This window comes from Saccharomonospora azurea NA-128, from assembly GCF_000231055.2.
In the GTDB taxonomy this organism is placed as follows: Bacteria; Actinomycetota; Actinomycetes; order Mycobacteriales; family Pseudonocardiaceae; genus Saccharomonospora; species Saccharomonospora azurea.
In genome coordinates, this window is the sequence record NZ_CM001466.1 from 130,794 (window position 1) to 148,920 (window position 18,127).

The 18,127-nt window shown below is 71.0% G+C and carries 15 protein-coding genes; 10 read left to right on the forward strand and 5 right to left on the reverse strand.

Annotated features, from left to right (window positions below; translation table 11 throughout):
* Positions 1-136: 136 nt before the first annotated feature.
* Entirely contained in the window at positions 137-1,636 is a 1,500-nt protein-coding gene (locus SACAZDRAFT_RS00640) for a flavin-containing monooxygenase (RefSeq protein WP_005437657.1), read from the reverse strand.
* A 76-nt stretch (positions 1,637-1,712) separates the two neighbouring features.
* Here SACAZDRAFT_RS00640 and SACAZDRAFT_RS00645 point away from each other — a divergent pair, with 76 nt between their 5' ends.
* Positions 1,713-2,702 carry an AraC family transcriptional regulator gene (locus SACAZDRAFT_RS00645; protein WP_005437658.1) on the forward strand — a complete coding sequence of 330 codons (990 nt, stop codon included), beginning with the start codon at positions 1,713-1,715 and terminating at the stop codon, positions 2,700-2,702.
* Positions 2,703-2,735: 33 nt separating this feature from the next.
* The gene (locus SACAZDRAFT_RS00650; protein ID WP_232286325.1) at positions 2,736-3,350 is read left to right on the forward strand and encodes an antibiotic biosynthesis monooxygenase family protein; all 615 of its coding nucleotides are present in this window, start codon (positions 2,736-2,738) and stop codon (positions 3,348-3,350) included.
* 98 nt (positions 3,351-3,448) lie between these two features.
* On the opposite strand, the gene lysX is transcribed toward SACAZDRAFT_RS00650, so the two are convergent.
* Positions 3,449-4,948: a bifunctional lysylphosphatidylglycerol synthetase/lysine--tRNA ligase LysX gene (gene lysX / locus SACAZDRAFT_RS00655; RefSeq protein ID WP_005437660.1), complete on the reverse strand. Its 1,500-nt coding sequence runs from the start codon at positions 4,946-4,948 to the stop codon at positions 3,449-3,451.
* A gap of 161 nt (positions 4,949-5,109) precedes the next feature.
* On the opposite strand from lysX, the gene SACAZDRAFT_RS00660 reads away from it, so the two are divergent.
* Together SACAZDRAFT_RS00660 and SACAZDRAFT_RS00665 are read left to right on the forward strand one after the other, a co-directional pair.
* A complete protein-coding gene (locus SACAZDRAFT_RS00660) occupies positions 5,110-6,474 on the forward strand; it encodes a TrkH family potassium uptake protein (RefSeq protein ID WP_005437661.1) in 1,365 nt (454 codons plus the stop codon).
* Positions 6,467-7,132 (forward strand): potassium channel family protein, encoded by a 666-nt coding sequence (locus SACAZDRAFT_RS00665; RefSeq protein WP_198283888.1) that lies wholly within the window; start codon positions 6,467-6,469, stop codon positions 7,130-7,132. The genes SACAZDRAFT_RS00660 and SACAZDRAFT_RS00665 overlap by 8 nt, the downstream gene beginning before the upstream one ends.
* A gap of 26 nt (positions 7,133-7,158) precedes the next feature.
* On the opposite strand, the gene SACAZDRAFT_RS00670 is transcribed toward SACAZDRAFT_RS00665, so the two are convergent.
* Positions 7,159-8,256: a BTAD domain-containing putative transcriptional regulator gene (locus SACAZDRAFT_RS00670; RefSeq protein ID WP_005437664.1), complete on the reverse strand. Its 1,098-nt coding sequence runs from the start codon at positions 8,254-8,256 to the stop codon at positions 7,159-7,161.
* 141 nt (positions 8,257-8,397) lie between these two features.
* Between SACAZDRAFT_RS00670 and SACAZDRAFT_RS00675 the strand changes: the two genes are divergently transcribed.
* A complete protein-coding gene (locus SACAZDRAFT_RS00675; protein ID WP_040927859.1) occupies positions 8,398-10,809 on the forward strand; it encodes a helix-turn-helix domain-containing protein in 2,412 nt (803 codons plus the stop codon).
* 121 nt (positions 10,810-10,930) lie between these two features.
* Positions 10,931-11,203, forward strand: coding sequence for a hypothetical protein (locus SACAZDRAFT_RS00680; protein ID WP_005437668.1), 273 nt, complete (start codon positions 10,931-10,933; stop codon positions 11,201-11,203).
* Positions 11,204-11,211: 8 nt separating this feature from the next.
* Here the strand turns inward: SACAZDRAFT_RS00680 and SACAZDRAFT_RS00685 are convergent, their stop codons facing one another.
* The gene (locus tag SACAZDRAFT_RS00685; RefSeq protein WP_005437670.1) at positions 11,212-11,835 is read right to left on the reverse strand and encodes an acetoacetate decarboxylase family protein; all 624 of its coding nucleotides are present in this window, start codon (positions 11,833-11,835) and stop codon (positions 11,212-11,214) included.
* Positions 11,832-12,704: an enoyl-CoA hydratase-related protein gene (locus SACAZDRAFT_RS00690; protein ID WP_005437671.1), complete on the reverse strand. Its 873-nt coding sequence runs from the start codon at positions 12,702-12,704 to the stop codon at positions 11,832-11,834. Before SACAZDRAFT_RS00690 ends, SACAZDRAFT_RS00685 begins: the two co-directional genes overlap by 4 nt.
* Before the next feature lie 177 nt (positions 12,705-12,881).
* Here SACAZDRAFT_RS00690 and SACAZDRAFT_RS00695 point away from each other — a divergent pair, with 177 nt between their 5' ends.
* The 4 genes from SACAZDRAFT_RS00695 to SACAZDRAFT_RS00710 are packed head-to-tail and all read left to right on the forward strand — an operon-like array spanning position 12,882 to position 18,119.
* Positions 12,882-13,682 (forward strand): TIGR03084 family metal-binding protein, encoded by an 801-nt coding sequence (locus tag SACAZDRAFT_RS00695; RefSeq protein ID WP_005437674.1) that lies wholly within the window; start codon positions 12,882-12,884, stop codon positions 13,680-13,682.
* Entirely contained in the window at positions 13,679-15,364 is a 1,686-nt protein-coding gene (locus SACAZDRAFT_RS00700; RefSeq protein ID WP_005437677.1) for an acyclic terpene utilization AtuA family protein, read from the forward strand. The genes SACAZDRAFT_RS00695 and SACAZDRAFT_RS00700 overlap by 4 nt, the downstream gene beginning before the upstream one ends.
* Positions 15,361-16,515 carry an acyl-CoA dehydrogenase family protein gene (locus SACAZDRAFT_RS00705; RefSeq protein WP_005437679.1) on the forward strand — a complete coding sequence of 385 codons (1,155 nt, stop codon included), beginning with the start codon at positions 15,361-15,363 and terminating at the stop codon, positions 16,513-16,515. Before SACAZDRAFT_RS00700 ends, SACAZDRAFT_RS00705 begins: the two co-directional genes overlap by 4 nt.
* A complete protein-coding gene (locus SACAZDRAFT_RS00710; RefSeq protein WP_005437681.1) occupies positions 16,512-18,119 on the forward strand; it encodes an acyl-CoA carboxylase subunit beta in 1,608 nt (535 codons plus the stop codon). Before SACAZDRAFT_RS00705 ends, SACAZDRAFT_RS00710 begins: the two co-directional genes overlap by 4 nt.
* Positions 18,120-18,127 lie beyond the last annotated feature (8 nt).

Below are 18,127 nucleotides of genomic sequence, written 5' to 3' on the forward strand. Positions count from 1 at the left end.
TCGGTTGTTCTGAGGTCTTGGTGGCCGAAGCCTACATGTGGGGGTTCAAGGCTTTGCACCACCCAAGATATGGGCGTGTCGTCACACTGTGCAGTGTCCGATTAGCTGTCCGTGAAATTCCGCGGGTCGGTGCAGGTCAGCTCGCGACCGCAGTGTCCGGCGGGTTCGCGGCCTCGCCACTGCGCCGGATTTGGAAGTCGGCGAGCCTCAGCGTCCGCGTCCTACGGCGGTATTCGAACGTGCGCCCCGGCCAGATCGACACCACACGTCCCCGCGCGTCGCGGTACCAGCTCCGGCACCGGGTCCATGCCGAGCGCGTGAGTCTGGCCTGGACCTCGTCGTCCCAGCGCTGTTCCGCCTCGGGGTGGACGTCGAGGGCCGCGTCGGGGTGGCGACGCAGCCAGCGCACCGCCTCGCGGATGTAGCGTGCCTGGCTCTCCAGCATGTGCACGATCGAGCCGCCCCCGAGGTTGGTGTTGGGCCCGTAGACGAGGAACAGGTTCGGAAAACCGGGGACCGTGATCCCGAGATGCGCGCGGGCACCGTCACGCCACGCCTCGGAGAGAGTTCGTCCGCCCACGCCGCGGACGGACATCGAGCCCAGGAACTCCGTGGCGGCGAAGCCGGTCCCGTGGACGATGACGTCCACCTCGTACTCCGTTCCGTCGGCCGTGCGCACTCCCGTGGGCGTCACCTCCACGACGTCTCCCGCGACGACGTCCACAGTGGGCGAAGCGAGCGCGGGATAGTAGTCGTTGCTGAACAGGACGCGCTTGCAACCGAGCCGGTGATCCGGGCTCAGCGTGGCACGCAGCCGTTCGTCCTGGACGGACCGCGCGAGGTTCCGTCGGGCTTGGACGGTGAACAGTGGAGCGAACAGCGACCACTTCGTGAGGCACTGCTGCGCGAACTCGGTGTAGAGCCAGAACCCCAGCCGATCGAGCTTCTGCAGAAGAGGAACGGCCCGCAACAGCGCCGCGACGCGTCCGGTGTAGACTCGGTCGGCCTTGGGCAGCACGTACGGTGCGGTGCGCTGGAACACGGTCACCGCCGCCGCCTGCCGCTGGAGGAACGGGATGAACTGCACGGCACTCGCCCCGGTGCCGATCACCGCGACCCGCTTGCCCGTGAGGTCGCAGCCGTGGTCCCACCGCGCCGAGTGGAAGGACGGGCCGGTGAACGTCTCGACGCCCGGCACCGCCGGATACACCGGTCGGGACAGCTGCCCCGTGGCGGGAACCAGCACCCGCGCGCGGTAGCGCGTGCCGTCCGCCGTGTGCACGAGCCAGCGTCCCGTGCCCTCGTCGAACTCGGCTGAGGTGACCTCGCTGCGGAACCGGACGACGGTGGACAGCCCGCAGCGGCGAGCCACCCGGCGCAGGTACTCCAGAATGTCGGGCTGGAGCGCGTACCGGCGCGGCCAGTCGGGGTTCGGTGCGAACGAGAACGAGTACAGCGGTGACGGGACGTCGCACCCCGCGCCGGGATAGGTGTTGTCCCGCCAGACGCCGCCCACGTCGTCGGACGCTTCCAGCACCACCACGTCGTGGATCCCCGCCCGCCGCAATTCCACGGCCACGGCGATGCCTCCGAAACCCGCGCCCACCACGAGCACACCGGTGTCGATGATCTCCATGGATCCGGGAGGCTAGAGCCGTTGGAGTGGTCTTCTCCAGGTCCCGGCGGGACAGGAAATTGATAGTTTCGGCCACATGGTCGGCTGGGACTTCCGGCGGAGCGTCGCGAGCGTCGCGTTGCTTGCGGCCTTCGCCGCGGAACGGGGCGTGCCTGCCGAGGCCGTACTGAGCGGAACCGGGCTCGACACCGCCACAGTGCGCGACCCACACGCACAGGTGGAGGCGCGGCAGGAACTCGCCGTCGTGCGCAACCTCCTCGCCCACTGCGGTGGCGGGCCGACCGAGCTCGGTAGCGCCGTGGGCCGCCGCTACCACGCCACCGTCTACGGGATCTGGGGGTTCGCGGTCACCAGCAGCCGTACCGTCGGCGATGCGATCCGGCTCGCCCTGCGCTACGTCCAGCTGACCTACGTGTTCTGCGTTCCCGAACTGCGTCTCGTGGGCGATCTCGTGGCGCTTCACTGCCGCGCCGACACCGTGCCCGCCGACGTCCGTTCCTTCCTGCTCGCCCGCGACATGGCCGCGATCACGACCCTGATGGAGGACCTGCTCGGAGTCCGTGCCGATCCGCACCCGCGGCGTGACACCATCACCCTGCCCCGGGACCTGCTGGACCGGCCGATGCCCCAGGCGAACGACCACACCGCGGCGATGTGCGAGGAGCAGTGCCGGGCCCTGCTCGCCGAACGCAGCACACGCGGCGGCGTGGCGAGAACGGTGCGCGACCGGCTGCTCGCCGTCGACGGGCTCGCCCACGGAATGGCGGCGGTGGCCGCGGATCTCGGCATGACCACGAGGACACTCCGCCGTCGCCTCGCCGCCGAGGGGACCGGATTCCGCGCCCTGGTCGACGAGGTGCGGCAGACCCTCGCCGAGGAACTCCTGGCCACCCGATCGCTGTCGGTCGAGCAGGTGGCCGAGCGCCTCGGCTACGGCGACGCGGCCGCGTTCGTCCGCGCGTTCACGCGCTGGACCGGCGTCACGCCCGGCCGCTACGCCCGCTCCGGCCGGGTGCGGAGGGGCTGCCCCGCATCAGCGGCGGGAGGGTTTTCGGGCGGAGCTTGATCTCCAGTGTGATCGAGGTTCGAGGATGGCGTGGTGACTGCTGACGGAATCACCCTGATCGATGCGTGGGAACTGCCCGAAGACCGCATCGACGAATTCGTCGCGCGCTGGCGGGAGCGCGTGGGGCTCATCCACACCGCTCCCGGTTTCCGGACCGCGCGACTGCATCGACGGCTGTCCCGTGAGGCCCGGCTCGGGCTGGTCAACGTGGCGCACTGGGACAGCGTCGAAGACCGGGACAGGGCGCTGTCCCATCCCGGCTTCACCGCCTCGGCGGCCACGGCGACCGGTTATGCCACCGTGCACGGCGGCTGGTACCACGTGGCGGCCGAGAGCCGCCCGGCGGCGATCGGTTCCGGTGAGGGCCCGGGAATCACCGTCGTCGAGGCCATCGAGCTGCCCGCCGAGCGGATCGACGACACGGTGTCGCGTTGGCTCGACCGCGCGGAGCTGATGAGCGGCGCCCCCGGTTGCCGGGACAACCGGCTGTACCGTGCCGTGGACCCGGACATCCGTTTCCCGTTGGTCGGCATCGCCCGATGGGACAGCCCCGAGGCGTGGGACGCCGCGAACAACGACCCCCGGTTACGGCAACGCCTGTCCACCGTTCCCGACATCGCACCCTTCCGGGTCGTCGCCGAGTTCTGAGCGCGGGGCGAGCCGGCCGTCGACCACGGCTTGAAAAAGGACCGAGGGGTGTCGACGTCCGTCGTGAACCGACGTCGACACCCCTCGCGAGACGGCCGTCAGACGGGCTTGACCATCGGGAAGAGGATGGTCTCCCGGATGCCCTTGCCGGTGAAGGCCATGAGGAGCCGGTCGATGCCCATGCCGGCACCGACGGTGGGCGGCATGCCGTACTCCAGCGCCCGCAGGAAGTCCTCGTCGAGCTGCATCGCCTCCGGGTCGCCGCCCGCGGCCATCAGCGACTGCTCGGTGAGCCGCCTGCGCTGCTCCACGGGATCGGTGAGCTCGGAGAAGCACGTGCCGAGCTCCATGCCGAACCCGATCAGGTCCCACTTCTCGGTCAGCAACGGGTCGTCCCGGTGCTGGCGGGTGAGCGGGCTGGTCTCCACCGGGAAGTCGCAGACGAACGTGGGCTGGATCAGGGTGCGCTCGACGAGCTCCTCGAACAGGTGCTCCACGAACTTGCCGGGACCCCACGCCGGGTCCCAGCTGATCTCGCGCTTGTCGGCATGCTTGCGCAGCACCTCGATCGGCGTGCGCGGGGTGATCTCGGCGTCGAGCGCCTCCGACACCGAGCCGTACAGGGTGATGCGCGGCCAGTCGCCGCTGAGGTCGATGTCGCCGTAGCGGGGGTTGCGCACGATCTGGTCGCCGAACACCGCCTCGGCCGCCCGGCGCACGAGGTCCTGCGTGATCCGCTCGCCGTCGCGGTAGTCGCCGTACGAGCGGTACCACTCCAGCATCGTGAACTCGGGATTGTGGGTGGAGTCCGCGCCCTCGTTGCGGAACGACCGGTTGATCTCGAAGACGGCGTCGAGATCGCCGACGATGAGCCGCTTGAGGAACAGCTCCGGCGCGATGCGCAGGTACAGGTCGAGGTCGTAGGCGTTGATGTGGGTGGTGAACGGGCGAGCCGTGGCCCCGCCGTGCACCTGGTGCAGCATCGGCGTCTCGACCTCGAGGAAACCGAGGTCCAGCAGGCCCTGCCGGAGCGCCTGCACGGTGGCGGCACGCTTGCGCACCATGTCGCGGGCCTCGTCGTTGACGATCAGGTCGACGTAGCGCTGCCGCACGCGGGCCTCGGGGTCGGTCAGGCCCTTGTGCTTCTCCGGCAGCGGACGCAACGCCTTCGCCGTCATGGTCCACTCGTCCACGAGCACCGACAGCTCGCCGCGCTTCGACGTGATGACCTCGCCGGTGACCCCGACGTGGTCACCGAGGTCGACGTCGCTCTTCCACGAGTCGAGCGCCTCGGCGCCCACCTTGTCGAGCGAGAGCATGATCTGGATCTGCGCGGAGGGATCCTTGATCGTGGCGAAGCACAGCTTGCCGCCCGTGCGGTACAGCATCACGCGGCCGGCGATCGAGACGCGCTCACCCGTGTGGTGGTCGGGCTCCAGGTCGGTGTGCCTGGCGCGGACGTCCGCGATCGTGGTGGTCACGGGAAAACCGACGGGGTAGGGCTCCACTCCCGCGTCACGCAATCGGTCCAGCTTGGCTCGCCGAATGCGCATCTGCTCGGGTAGGTCCTCGTGGAAGTCGTCCAGCGCGTCACTCACGGCGACGAGTGTATCCGCCCAGCTAGGCCGGGGTTCGACAGGCCGTGAGGGTGTGCGAGGGCATGCGAGGGCATGCGAGGACACGGCCACGCGGCGCGCTGGAGGGGCCGGACGAGTAGCGTTCCTGCCGGGTCAGTGGTGTGGCTGAATGGAGTAGTGGGGTGGTTCGGCAGGCGCGCAGGCCGCTGCGTGCGTCCTCGGGGCTCCGGTATCCGGCCAGGGTGGTCGCGGTCTCGTTCGCGGCGGCCGTGGCGGTGGGCACGGTGTTGCTGATGCTTCCGGTGTCGGTCGAGCCGGGGGAGTCGCCCGACCTGGTGACGGCCGTCTTCACGGCCACGTCCGCGGTGTGCGTGACGGGATTGATCGTCGTGGACACGTCCGGCCACTGGTCCACGTTCGGCGAGGTTGTGATCATCGGGCTCGTCCAGCTGGGTGGGCTCGGGATCATGACGGTGGCCTCGCTGCTCGGCCTGCTGATCACCCGGCGTCTCGGCCTGCGGATGCGGCTGACCGCGCAGACCGAGACGAAAGCGCTCGACCTCGGCGACGTGCGCCGAGTGGTCACCGGGGTGGCCCTGGTGAGCCTGGCGTTCGAGGCGGTCATCGCGACCGTGCTCACCATCCGGTTCGTCACCGGTTACGACTACCGGTTCGGCTCCGCGCTCTACTACGGCGTCTTCCACGCGGTGTCGGCGCTCAACAACGCCGGTTTCTCGCTCTTTCCGGACAGTCTCATGGGTTTCGTCACCGACGCGTGGATCTGCGTCCCGATCGCGGTGGCCGTCATCGCGGGCGGGCTCGGGTTCCCCGTGTGGATCGAGGTCTGGCGGCACGCCCGCGGCTCGCGACGGCGCTGGTCGTTGCACGTCAAGCTGACGGTGCTGACCACTGCCGTGTTGCTGGTGTTGGGCGTGGTGGCAATCACGGCCGCCGAGTGGACCAATCCCGACACGCTCGGCCGCCTCGGCCTGGAAGGACGGCTGCTGGCCGGCTTCTTCCACGGCGTGATGCCGAGGACCGCCGGATTCAACTCGCTCGACGTGGGCGAGTTCGAGCCGGGGACACTCGTCGTCAACGACATCCTGATGTTCATCGGCGGTGGCAGCGCGAGTACGGCCGGAGGCATCAAGGTCACCACGTTCGCGCTGCTGGCGTTCGTGGTCCTCGCTGAGGTGCGGGCCCACCCCACGGTGCACGTGCTGGGGCGCAAGGTCCCGTCCATGGCGCAACGGCAGGCGTTGGCGGTGGTGTTGCTCAGCGCGGGAGCCGTGGTGGTCGCCACGCTCACGCTGCTCGCGCTGACCCCGTTCTCTCTCGACGCGACGCTGTTCGAGGTGGTGTCCGCCTTCTCCACCGCCGGACTGTCCACTGGCATCACCCCGGAACTGCCCGCCGCCGGGCAGCTCGTGCTCACGGTGTTGATGTTCCTCGGACGCATCGGTCCCATCACGCTCGCGTCGGCGCTGGCGCTGCGCGAGCGGACTCGCAGATACGAACTCCCGGAAGAGAGGCCGATCGTTGGCTGACACGAAGGACGACCGTCGGGTGGTGGTGATCGGGCTTGGCAGGTTCGGAGGCTCACTCGCGATCGAACTCACGCGGTTGGGCTGTGAGGTGCTGGGGCTCGACCACAATCCCAAGCGGGTGCAGCACTTCGCCGACGAGCTCACCCATGCCGCCGTGGTCGACAGCACCGACGCCGACGCACTGGCCCAACTCGACGTGCCCACGTTCCGCCGCGCCGTGGTGGGCATCGGCAGCGACATCGAGGCGAGCATCCTCACCACCTCGCTGCTGTCGGAGTTCGGCACCGAACACATCTGGGCCAAGGCGGTGAGCCGCCAGCACGGGCGCATTCTCGAACGGGTCGGTGCGCACCGGGTGGTCCTCCCCGAGTACGACATGGGTGAGCGGGTGGCACACCTCGTGACCGGTCGGATGCTCGACTACATCGAATTCGACGACGACTACGCGATCGTGAAGACCACACCGCCGGTCCAGGCCGTCGGGAAGCCGCTCGGCGAGACGAAGCTGCGGGTGCGCTACGGCGTGACCGTGGTCGGGATCAAGCGGCCGGGCACCGCCTTCACCTACGCCACGCCGGAGACCGTCGTCCAGGCGGAGGACGTGCTCGCGGTGGCGGGTCGGCGCGACGACGTGGAGCGATTCGCCGAGATCGACTGACGTCGGTCGCGACCGGGCTCGGTCCGCTACGCCGAGCGCAGCGCGAGGTTGGTCATGCCGTCCTGCGCGTCGCGCTCGGGCTCGTCGCGTAGGACGGAGCGGCGCAGGCGCCGGAGGGGCTCGCCCGGTTCCACTCCCAGGTCGTCGATCAGGAGTTCGCGCAGCCGGGCGAACACCGACAGGGCGTCGGCGCGGCGACCGGTCTCGTACAGGGCGCGCATCAGCAGGGCGGCCACGGTTTCGCTGTGCGGGTGCGTCACCGAGGAGTCCCACAGCTCGTCGAGGGCCTGCGCGTGCCTGCGCAACCGGAGCAGGCCCTCGGCCCGGCGGGTGGCCAGGGCGAGCCTGCGCTCGGTCAGGCGGAGACGTTCCATCTCGGCGAACGGGCCGGGCAGTCCGGCCAGCGGTTCACCGTCGAACAGGTCCAGGGCTCGCCGGTGGGTCTCGACCGCGGCGGGGAGACCACCCGCCCGCCACGCGGTGTCGGCCTCGGCGGTGAGTTCGTCGAGGCGGGTCACGTCGAGCACCGCGCTCTGCCCGACGAAGCGGTACCCGAACCGGTCGCGGCAGATGACGGGCTCGCCGACGCCGTCGGGACGCAGGCACTTGCGCAGGCGGTACACGTAGACCTGCACCACGTTGCCCTCCGGAGCCTCCGGCCCCCACCCGTCGTTCAGCAGCTCCTGCCTGCTCACCGCCACGTCCGGGCGCAGGGCGAGCGCGGCGAGCACCGCCTGTTGCCGCATCGGACCCAGGTTCACGGGCCTGCCGCCCGACCACGCCCGCAGCGGGCCCAGCGCCGAGATCCGCAACCGCGGCCGGAGCCGGGTCGTGGACGGTGAGGAGACACCGGTCCGTGCCGGCGAGTCCGGTCGGCAGGGAGAGACGATGGCGTGGTCGAACGCGAAGACGATGAGCGCGCACCGGTCACGCAGCCCCAGCCGGGTCCGGAGCCGGGCGACGTCCCGCCGCACGGCGGCGCCGGACACGCCGAGCTCTCCCGCGATCTCCGAGTCGTTCAGACCACGCCCGACCGCGCGCAGCACGTCGAGTTCCCCGGCGGTGAGGCGCCGTGCGGCGGACTCCGGGGCGCGCGGAGGCGGCTCCGGGGTTGTGGTCGCCATGCCAGTCCCTTCCTCGGTGGGTCGAACTTCCCGCATCGTGCGATCCGGACCAGCGCGGGGAACAGGCCAGCAACCGGCCATTTGTTGCCGGTGTCACGCTAAGCTTTCCGGGCTCAGCGGGCTTCTCGACGAAAGGTGGCCGTGACCAGCGAGTTCGGCGCACAGCTTCGACGGCGACGGCGTGAGGCGGGATTGACCCAGGACCAGTTGGCGGAACGTTCGGGGGTGGGGGTTCGCACCATCCGGGGCTTCGAGACCGGGGAGCGTGCCGCGCCGAGGATGGCGACGGTCAGGTTGCTGGCCGAGGCGTTGGAGCTGTCTCCGGCCGAGCGCGACGCCCTGGTGTCCGCGGCCGTCGGCACCACCGCGTCCGGCGAGCCGTCCCCGGATCCGACCCCGGAGCCGCAGCCCGGGCTGCGCTCCGAGGTCGTCGAGAGCGTCGCGATCTCCTCCGACGGCTCCGGGGTCGGGACGGCGGTGGGAACCGGGCCCCATTCCGCGCCGGAGAGCCCGCGCTTTCCCGAGTCGCTGCTCGACGCCGCGGAACAACTGGCCCAGGAGGCGCGCAGCCGGTGGCAGCGGGAGGAAGAGCAGCGGCAGGTGCACGATCCGTTCCCTCTTCCCGTGCGGTGGCGGTCGGCCCGGGACGACGTGGCCGATCACGACGAGAACGTCTACAACCTCGGTCTCGGTCAGGACGAGCCGATGCCGCGCGCGCGGGAGTTGAGCGGGAGCCTCGCCGACGTCGGGGCCGCCTACCGAGCACTGCCGTCGGGGCGTCTGGTGGTGCTCGGGCGCGCGGGCTCGGGCAAGACGGTCCTGACGTTGCGCTTCGCGCTGGGGCTGCTGAAGGGACGGCAGCGCACCGATCCGGTGCCCGTGATCGTCGGGCTCGGTTCGTGGAACCCCGCCGACGTGTCGTTGCGCGACTGGCTGGCGGGTCAGTTGGAACGGGACTATCCCGGGCTGGCCGCGACCTCGTACGGCAGCACGTCGCTCGCCGCCGCGCTGGTGGAAGCCGGTCTGGTGCTGCCCGTGCTCGACGGCTTCGACGAGATCGCCGACGGTCTGCGCCAGTCGGCTCTGCGCGAGCTGAACGGCACGATGGTGCCCTTCCTGCTCACCAGCCGCCCGGCCGAGTACGTGGCCGCCGTCGACGCCCTCGACGTGCTCACGTCGGCCGCCGTCATCGAACTGTGCGACCTCACCGTCTCCGACCTGGCGCGGTACCTGCCCCGCACCGCGCGCAAGACGCGCTCGGGGACCCGGTCGACGACGGTGTGGGACTCCGTGCTGGCCGAGCTGGCCGACAACCCGGACAGCCGGGCCTGTGCGAACCTCGCCACCGTCCTCGCCAACCCGTTGATGGTCGGGCTCGCCAGGGCCGTCTACAGCGACCAGCCCGGGCGAGACCCGGGCGAGCTGCTCGACGGCCGGCGTTTCCCGACGGCCGATGCCCTGGAGTCGCACCTCTTCGACAACTTCGTTCCCACCGCATACCAGGACCGCCCGGGCTCGGCCCGCAGTCGCTGGGACGTCAGGCGGGTCCCCTACTGGCTCGGTTATCTCGCCCGCCATCTGGACCGCCTCGGCACGCGCGATCTCGCCTGGTGGCAGTTGGGTGACACGATCGGCAAGTCGATGCGGATGCTCGTCGTCGGCGTGCTGACCGGAACGATCATCGGCCTCGTGCAGTGGCTCGGATACACCCTGCTCCGCGCCGTGCTCCGGGGCGGAGATGCGGCGTTCGACATCATGTTCGGGCTGGCGCTGCTCGACATGCTGCACGTCGGGCTCGCCTCCGGACTCGCGTTCGCCCTCGTACACGGGCTCGTGCTGGTCTTCGGCACGGCGTTGGAACCGGCGCGGTCGCGCATCGGGTTCCGGCGAGGCGAGGTGAACGTGCCACGCACGTTCGCGGCGCGTTTTCGGATCGGCCTCCTCGGCGGCGTCGTGTTCGGCCTGCTGAGCGGGCTCATCTGGGGCGCCGTGTCGTGGCTGCTCTCCGGGGAGCCCGACATGTGGATCCCCAATCTCATCAACGGTGTGGTGTTCGCGATCGTGTTCGGGCCGTCGGCCGGGCTGGCGTACGGCATCGTGGGCATGTTCCAGACGTCGCTGGACATCCGGTCGATCAGCAGGCCGGGCGACCTGCTGGGATTGAACCGGATGACCGTGCTCACCCAGCTCGGTATGTTCGCGCCGTTGTTCGGTCTCATCGTCGGACTGGGGAGCGCGCCGGTGGTGGACCTCCTGCAGCACGTGTTCGGTCGGATGCTGTTCGGGCCGACCGACGCACTGTTGTGGGGCGGCGTCGGCATGGTGGGCGGAGGGCTCGGCTATGTGCTGTGCATGACGGCCTGGGGGCAGTGGGTCGTCTTCGCGCGGTTCTGGCTTCCGTTGACCGGCCGGTTGCCGTGGGCGGTGGCCGCCTTCCTCGACGACGCCTACCGGCGCGGTGTGTTGCGGCAGGCCGGTGCCGTCTACCAGTTCCGGCACGCCCGGTTGCACGACCACCTCGCTCGCGTCTTCGAGGAGCGCGACAACGCCTGAATCGGGCCGTTCATCAGGATTTCACGGGTTCTCTCTAGCGTCGCCTCAGGACGACGGTGGCCGGGTAGCGGGCTGCGGACAGCTCGGCCACATCCGACGGTCCGGAAGGGAGAATGTCACCGTGGGTGCGCTGCTGGGGCTCGCTCTCTTCTTCGGTGTGGTGTTCGCCGTACGGTTCTTCGACCACGGTCAGGTGGGGCTCGGTGTGCTCTCCACGCTGGTCGCCGCGACCCCGGTGGCGATCCTGGTGCACGGCGCGGTGCGGAACCGGCGGCGTTCGTTGTCCCGGCCCGCGGTGCAGCCACGGCCGCGCAGGTCGACACTCGTGCCGGCCGCCGTGGGCGGGTCGGTGCTGCTCGTCCTGCTCGTGGCGCTGCTCGTCCTGACCTGGTGAGCCCGGTGTCACCGTGGCAAGGCCCCGAACAGGAGGCGGGCGTCGGTGAGCTGGACGTTGAGCAGAGGGCGGCGCCCGGCGAGGTAGCCGAGCGGGCCGTCCGGGTTCACCGTCCACGTCGCCGACGCGAGGCGCGGGCGGAGGCGTGCGCGGACCGGACTGACCCGGGGACGGCCGTCGCCCGCCTGGATGACGGAGAACCGCGCCCGTGCCGGGACCGCGGCCGGGCCGCGTGGCGAGAAGGTGGCGGTGGCGATCCACTCCTCGTCGGTGGCGGCCGAGGCCGTGAGCGCGTCCGTGCGGTCGAGCTCGAAGGTCGCGAGCTCCTTCGGGATTCCCCACAGCGCGCGGCCTCCGGCCCGCGAGGCCTCGCTGTCGACCCAGATCTCGGTGATGCTGGCCGCGAGCGCCCAGCCGTGGCGCACGGCCACCGTGGCGAGCAGCTCGTGGTAACTCAACTGACCCGGCGGGGTGTAGTCGATCCACGCGGTGACCACCACGGCCCGCCCGCCGACGGTGAGGGGCGTGACGACGTCGCGCAGCCTCGGCAATTCCCGGGACGGCACCGACCACACCGACACGAACGCCTCGCCGGCCAGGCGCCACGGTTCGTCCGGGTAGTCCGCGCTCACGTGTCGTCCTCCTCGTGTCGGGGCAGGAAGTCCGGCAGGTCGTCGGGCACGACGCCGCCGAACTCGGGTGGGCGTTTCTGCAGGAACGACAGTACTCCCTCGACGGCGTCCGGATTGTGGGCCACGCTCGCGATGAGCCGGGAATCGAGCCGGTGCACGGGCCCCGGAGAGTCCACTCCGGACATGCGGTAGAGCATCCGGCGGGTCACGGCCACCGACACGGGCGCCGTGGTGGTGACGAGTTCGGTGGCCAGCGCGTAGGCGGCGGGCAGCAGGTCGGCGGGTTCGTGCACGCTGTGGACGAGACCCGTCCGCCGCGCCTCGGCGGCGTCGAACACCCGGCCACTGATCATCCAGTCGAGCGCGCGGCCCATGCCGACGAGCCGGGGCAGGAACCACACCGACGCGCCCTCGGGGTAGATGCCGCGGCGGGTGAACACGAAGCCGAACCGCGCGTCGGTGGAGGCGAGGCGGTAGTCGGCCGCGAGCGTGATGGTGAGTCCCGCGCCGACGGCGGCGCCCTGGAGCACGGCGATCACGGGTTTGTCGGCTGCGAAGATCCGGCGCGACACGCGTCCGGCGGGCTCCTGCCACGTCTCGTCGGCCCCGGTCTCGGCGTCGACGTCGAAACCGCCTTCCGACAGGTCGGCGCCGACACAGAAGTCCCGGCCCCGGCCGGTGAGGACGACGACGCGGACCTCCGGGTCGCGGTCCGCCCTGCCGACCGCGTCGGCCAGCTCGTCGGCCATGGTGATCGTGTAGCCGTTGCGGGCCCGCGGGCGGTCGAGCGTGATGGTCGCGATGCGATCGGCGACCGCGTACGCGATCTGCGTGTAGTCGGCTGGTGGTGTCGGCCTGGTTTCCGTCATGGTGCCTCCCACCTGCTGTCCGCGTCGTCGGCGTCGTCGGCGCAGTCATTGCACCACAGATCGGCATGCGCCGACAGAGGGAAACAATCAGTCGTGCTTGCTTTTTCCGTGGGTCCGCTGCCACTCTGGTGCGGCCGGAAACGGGCGGCGCCGAGGCCGCCCACGAGGAGGTGTCACGTGGCCGACGTGAGTGCGATCGTGCGGGATCTCGAGGCCGAGAGCGAGGAGGTCGACGCACTCGTCGCGGACCTCCGGCCGGCGCGCTGGTCGCTGCCCACTCCCGCGGCGGGCTGGACGATCGCGCACCAGATCGCGCACCTCGCCTGGACCGACGCCAAGGCACTCGTCGCCGCGCGGACACCGGAGGCGTTCGAGGAGGAGATCGCCTCCGCGCTGGCTCTGGGGGAGACCTACGTCGACCAGGGGGCCGCCGACGGCGCGACACTGCCGCCCTCGCGGCTGCTCCGGCTGTGGCGGGAGCAGCGCGACGAGCTCGCCGAGGAGTTGTGTGCGGTAGCGCCCGGCACGCGCCTGCCCTGGTACGGCCCGCCGATGAGCGCGGCCTCGATGGCGTCGGCCCGGTTGATGGAGACCTGGGCCCACGGGCAGGACATCGCCGACGCCCTGGGCGTGCCGCGGGTGCCGACCGCGCGGTTGTGGCACGTCGCCCGGCTCGGCGTCCGCACGCGCGATTTCGCGTTCCGCGTGCGTGGACTCGCCCCGCCCTCCGAGGAGTTCCGGGTCGAGCTCTCCGCCCCCGACGGCGACAGCTGGACCTTCGGGCCCGAGGACGCGCCCGAGCGGGTCACCGGCAGCGCACACCACTTCTGCCTCCTGGTCACGCAGCGACGGCACCGGGACGACACCGATCTGCGGGCCGACGGCGAGCAGGCCGCGAGGTGGCTGGAGGTGGCGCAGGCGTTCGCGGGGCCACCCGGCCCCGGTCGCCCCGCGCAGACGGAGAGGAGCCGCTCGTGATCCGGATCGGCAACGCCTCCGGGTTCTACGGCGACCGCTTCTCGGCCGTGCGCGACATGCTCACGGGCGGCTCGCTCGACGTGCTGACCGGCGACTACCTCGCCGAACTCACGATGCTCATCCTCGGGCGGGACCGCCTGAAGGACCCCGCCCGCGGGTACGCCACCACGTTCCTGCGGCAGCTGGAGGAGGGCCTCGGCCTCGCCGTCGACGCGGGCGTGCGGGTGGTGACGAACGCGGGTGGGCTCAATCCCGCCGGGCTGGCCGAGGCGGTGCGCGAACTCGCCCGCCGCGTCGGTGTGGACGTGACGGTGGCTCACGTCGAGGGCGACGATCTCGTGTCGCGCGCGGACGAGCTCGGGCTGGGCACGCCGGTGACGGCCAACGCCTATCTCGGCGCGTTCGGAATCGCCGAGTGTCTGCGAGCGGGCGCCGACGTGGTCGTGACCGGGCGGGTCACCGACGCCTCGCTGGTCGTCGGCCCGGCGGCGGCCCACTTCGGGTGGACGCCGGACGATCACGACGCGCTCGCGGGCGCCGTGGTCGCGGGGCACGTCCTGGAATGCGGCGCGCAGGCCACCGGAGGAAACTACGCGTTCTTCACCGAACACGACCGGAACCGTCCGGGTTTTCCCATCGCGGAGGTCGCCGCCGACGGATCGAGCGTGATCACCAAGCACGACGGCACCGGCGGCGCGGTCACCGTCGGGACGGTCACGGCGCAGCTGCTCTACGAGATCGCCGGTCCGCGCTACGCCGGCCCGGACGTGACGACCCGGTTCGACAGCATCCGGCTCTCGCAGGACGGACCCGACCGCGTGCGGGTGAGCGGGGTGCGCGGTGAGCCACCGCCGCCCACGCTCAAGGTCGGGTGCACGACCCTCGGCGGCTTCCGCAACGAGGTGACGTTCGTCCTCACCGGACTCGACGTGGAGGAGAAGGCGGCCTGGGTGCGTCGGCAGCTCACGGAGTCGTGGGGGGAGACGGCGCCGCGCTCGGTGCGCTGGGCCCTGGCGCGCACCGACCACCCCGACGCCGACACGCAGGAAGCGGCGAGTGCGTTGCTGCACTGCGCCGTGAGCGACGCCGACCCCGAGAAGGTGGGGCGCGCGTTCAGCGGCGCGGCCGTCGAGTTGGGGCTGTCCAGCTACCCCGGTTTCGCCCTGACCGCGCCACCACAGCGGGGCGCGCCCTACGGCGTGTTCCGCGATGCGTTCGTGGACGCGGCGACGGTGCCGCACGTCGCCGTCCTGCCCGACGGCACCCGGATCGACATCGCCTCGCCCGCGACCACGCGTGAGCTCGCCGAGCCGCCGGAGCCGTCCCTGCCGCCCCCGTTGCCCGACGGCCCCACCCGCCGCGTGCCGCTGGGGACGTTGGTGGGCGCACGCAGCGGTGACAAGGGCGGCAGCGCGAACATCGGACTCTGGGTGCGCTCGGAGGCGGCGTGGCGGTGGCTGGCGCACGCGCTCACCGTCGACACCGTGCGCTGGCTCCTGCCGGAGGTGGCCGAGCTTCCCGTGCGCCGGTACCTGCTGCCCAACCTGTGGGCCCTCAACGTGGTCGTCGAGGGTGTGCTCGGGGAGGGCGTCGCGTCGCAGGCCCGGTTCGACCCGCAGGGCAAGGCCCTCGGGGAGTGGTTGCGCAGCCGGCTCGTCGACGTCCCGGAGGTGCTGTTGTGAGCTCGGCCGACCCGTTCGCCACCCCGGAGCGGCGCCTGCTGCGCCGGACGGTCCGCGACTTCGTGACCGCGGAAGTCCTGCCGTACCTCGACGAGTGGGAACGCGAGGGCGCGCTGCCGCGCACACTGCACGCGAAAGCGGCGGAGCTCGGGCTGCTCGGTGTGTCCTTTCCGGACAGCGCGGGCGGATCGGGAGGCGACATCCTCGACGTCGTCACGGTCATCGAGGAGACGCACTACGCGGGAGCCTCCGGCGGAGTCGTCGCGTCGCTGTTCACCGGCGGCATCGCCCTGCCGCACATCGTGGCCGCGGGCGACGCCCGGCAGATCGACCGCTGGGTGCGCCCGACGCTGGCCGGGCGCACCATCGGAGCGCTCGCGATCACCGAGCCCGACGGCGGGTCGGACGTGGCGGCCCTGCGCACGACGGCCGTGCGCGACGGCGACCACTACGTCGTGAACGGTGCGAAGACATTCATCACGTCGGGCTGCCGCGCCGACTTCGTCACGACGGCCGTGCGCACCGGTGACGCCGGAGCGGGCGGTCTGTCGCTTCTCGTGATCGAGAAGGGCACGCCGGGGTTCACCGTGAGCCGCCCGCTGGAGAAGATGGGCTGGCACTGCTCCGACACCGCCGAGCTGTCGTTCACCGACGCCAGGGTGCCGGTCTCGCACCGGATCGGGCCGGAGAACAGTGCCTTCGCCCAGCTCGCCACGCACTTCGTCGCCGAGCGGCTCACGCTGGCCGTGCAGGCGTATGCGACGGCGGCGCGGGCCCTGGAGAAGACCGTCGAATGGTGCCGTGCGCGCCGGACCTTCGGCAGGCCGCTCATCTCCCGGCAGACGGTGCAGCACACGCTCGCCGAGATGGCGAGGAAGGTCGACGTCGCCCGGACGTACGTGCGGGACGTGGCCGTCCGGCACGCCGCGGGCGAGGACGTCCTGGCGCAGACGTGTTTCGCGAAGAACACCGCCGTCGAAGCCGGAACGTGGGTGGTCGACAAGGCCGTGCAACTCCACGGCGGACTCGGCTACCTTCGGGAGTCCGAAGTGGAACGCCACTACCGGGATCTGCGCATTCTCGGCATCGGGGGAGGCGCCTCCGAGATCATGACCCAACTGGCGGCCAAACGACTGGGGTACGCCTCATGACCATTCTGAAGTCCACTGTCGACGTGACGGCGCCCGACCAGGTCGCCAACCGCGAGGCGATGCTCGCCAAGCTCGCCGAGATCGGCGCCGAGCACGCCAAGGCCGTCGCGGGCGGCGGGCCGAAGTACGTCGACCGGCACCGCCGTCGCGGCAAACTCCTGGTGCGCGAGCGCATCGAACTGCTCCTCGACCCCGACGCACCGTTCCTGGAGCTCTCGCCGCTGGCGGGCTGGGGCAGCGACTACCCGGTGGGCGCGAGCGTCGTGACCGGCATCGGCGTCGTCGAGGGCGTCGAGTGTCTGATCGTCGGCAACGATCCCACGGTGCGCGGTGGCGCGAGCAACCCGTGGACGGTGCGCAAGATCTTCCGGGCGTGTGACATCGCGCTGGAGAACCGGCTCCCCGTGATCAACCTCGTCGAGTCCGGCGGCGCCGACCTGCCGAGCCAGAAGGAGATCTTCATCCCGGGTGGCCGGTTGTTCCGGGACCTCACCCGGCTGTCGGCGGCGGGGATCCCCACGATCGCGCTGGTCTTCGGCAACTCCACGGCCGGAGGGGCCTACGTGCCCGGCCTGTCCGACCACGTCGTGATGGTCGAGGAGCGGTCGAAGGTGTTCCTCGGCGGTCCGCCGCTGGTGAAGATGGCCACCGGGGAGGAGTCGGACGACGAGTCGCTCGGCGGCGCGGCCATGCACGCGCGCACCTCCGGGCTGGCCGACCACCTGGCCCGCGACGAACACGACGCGCTGCGCCTGGGTCGCGACATCGTGAAGCGCTTGAACTGGCGCAAGCGGGGTCCCTCGCCCGGCCCCGTCGTCCCGCCGCGCTACGACCCCGAGGACCTGCTGGGCATCGTCCCCGACGACCTCAAGCTGCCGTTCGACCCCCGGGACGTCCTCGCCCGCATCGTCGACGACTCCGACTTCGACGAGGTCAAACCCCTCTACGGAACGAGCCTGGTGACGGGATGGGCACGTATCCACGGCTATCCCGTCGGGGTGCTCGCCAACGCGCATGGCGTGCTGTTCAGCGAGGAGTCGCAGAAGGCGGCGCAGTTCATCCAGCTCGCCAACCAGACCGACACCCCGCTGGTGTTCCTGCACAACACCACGGGCTACATGGTGGGCAAGGACTACGAACAGGGCGGCATCATCAAGCACGGCGCGATGATGATCAACGCGGTGTCGAACAGCCGGGTGCCGCACCTGTCCGTCCTCATGGGAGCGTCCTACGGCGCCGGGCACTACGGCATGTGCGGGCGGGCGTACGATCCGCGATTCCTCTTCGCGTGGCCGAGCGCCAAGTCGGCGGTGATGGGGCCGCAGCAACTCGCCGGGGTGTTGTCGATCGTGGCGCGCAACGCGGCGCAGGCCCGCGGGCAGGCCTACGACGACGAGGCCGACGCGGCACTGCGTGCGGCGGTCGAGGCGCAGGTGGAGGCCGAGTCGCTGCCCCTGTTCCTGTCGGGGCGCCTCTACGACGACGGGGTGATCGATCCCCGGGACACGCGCACCGTGCTCGGGCTGTGCCTGTCGGCCGTGCACTCGCAGACCGTGGCCGGTGGTTCCTTCGACGGCACCGGCTTCGGTGTCTTCCGGATGTGAGGTCGTTT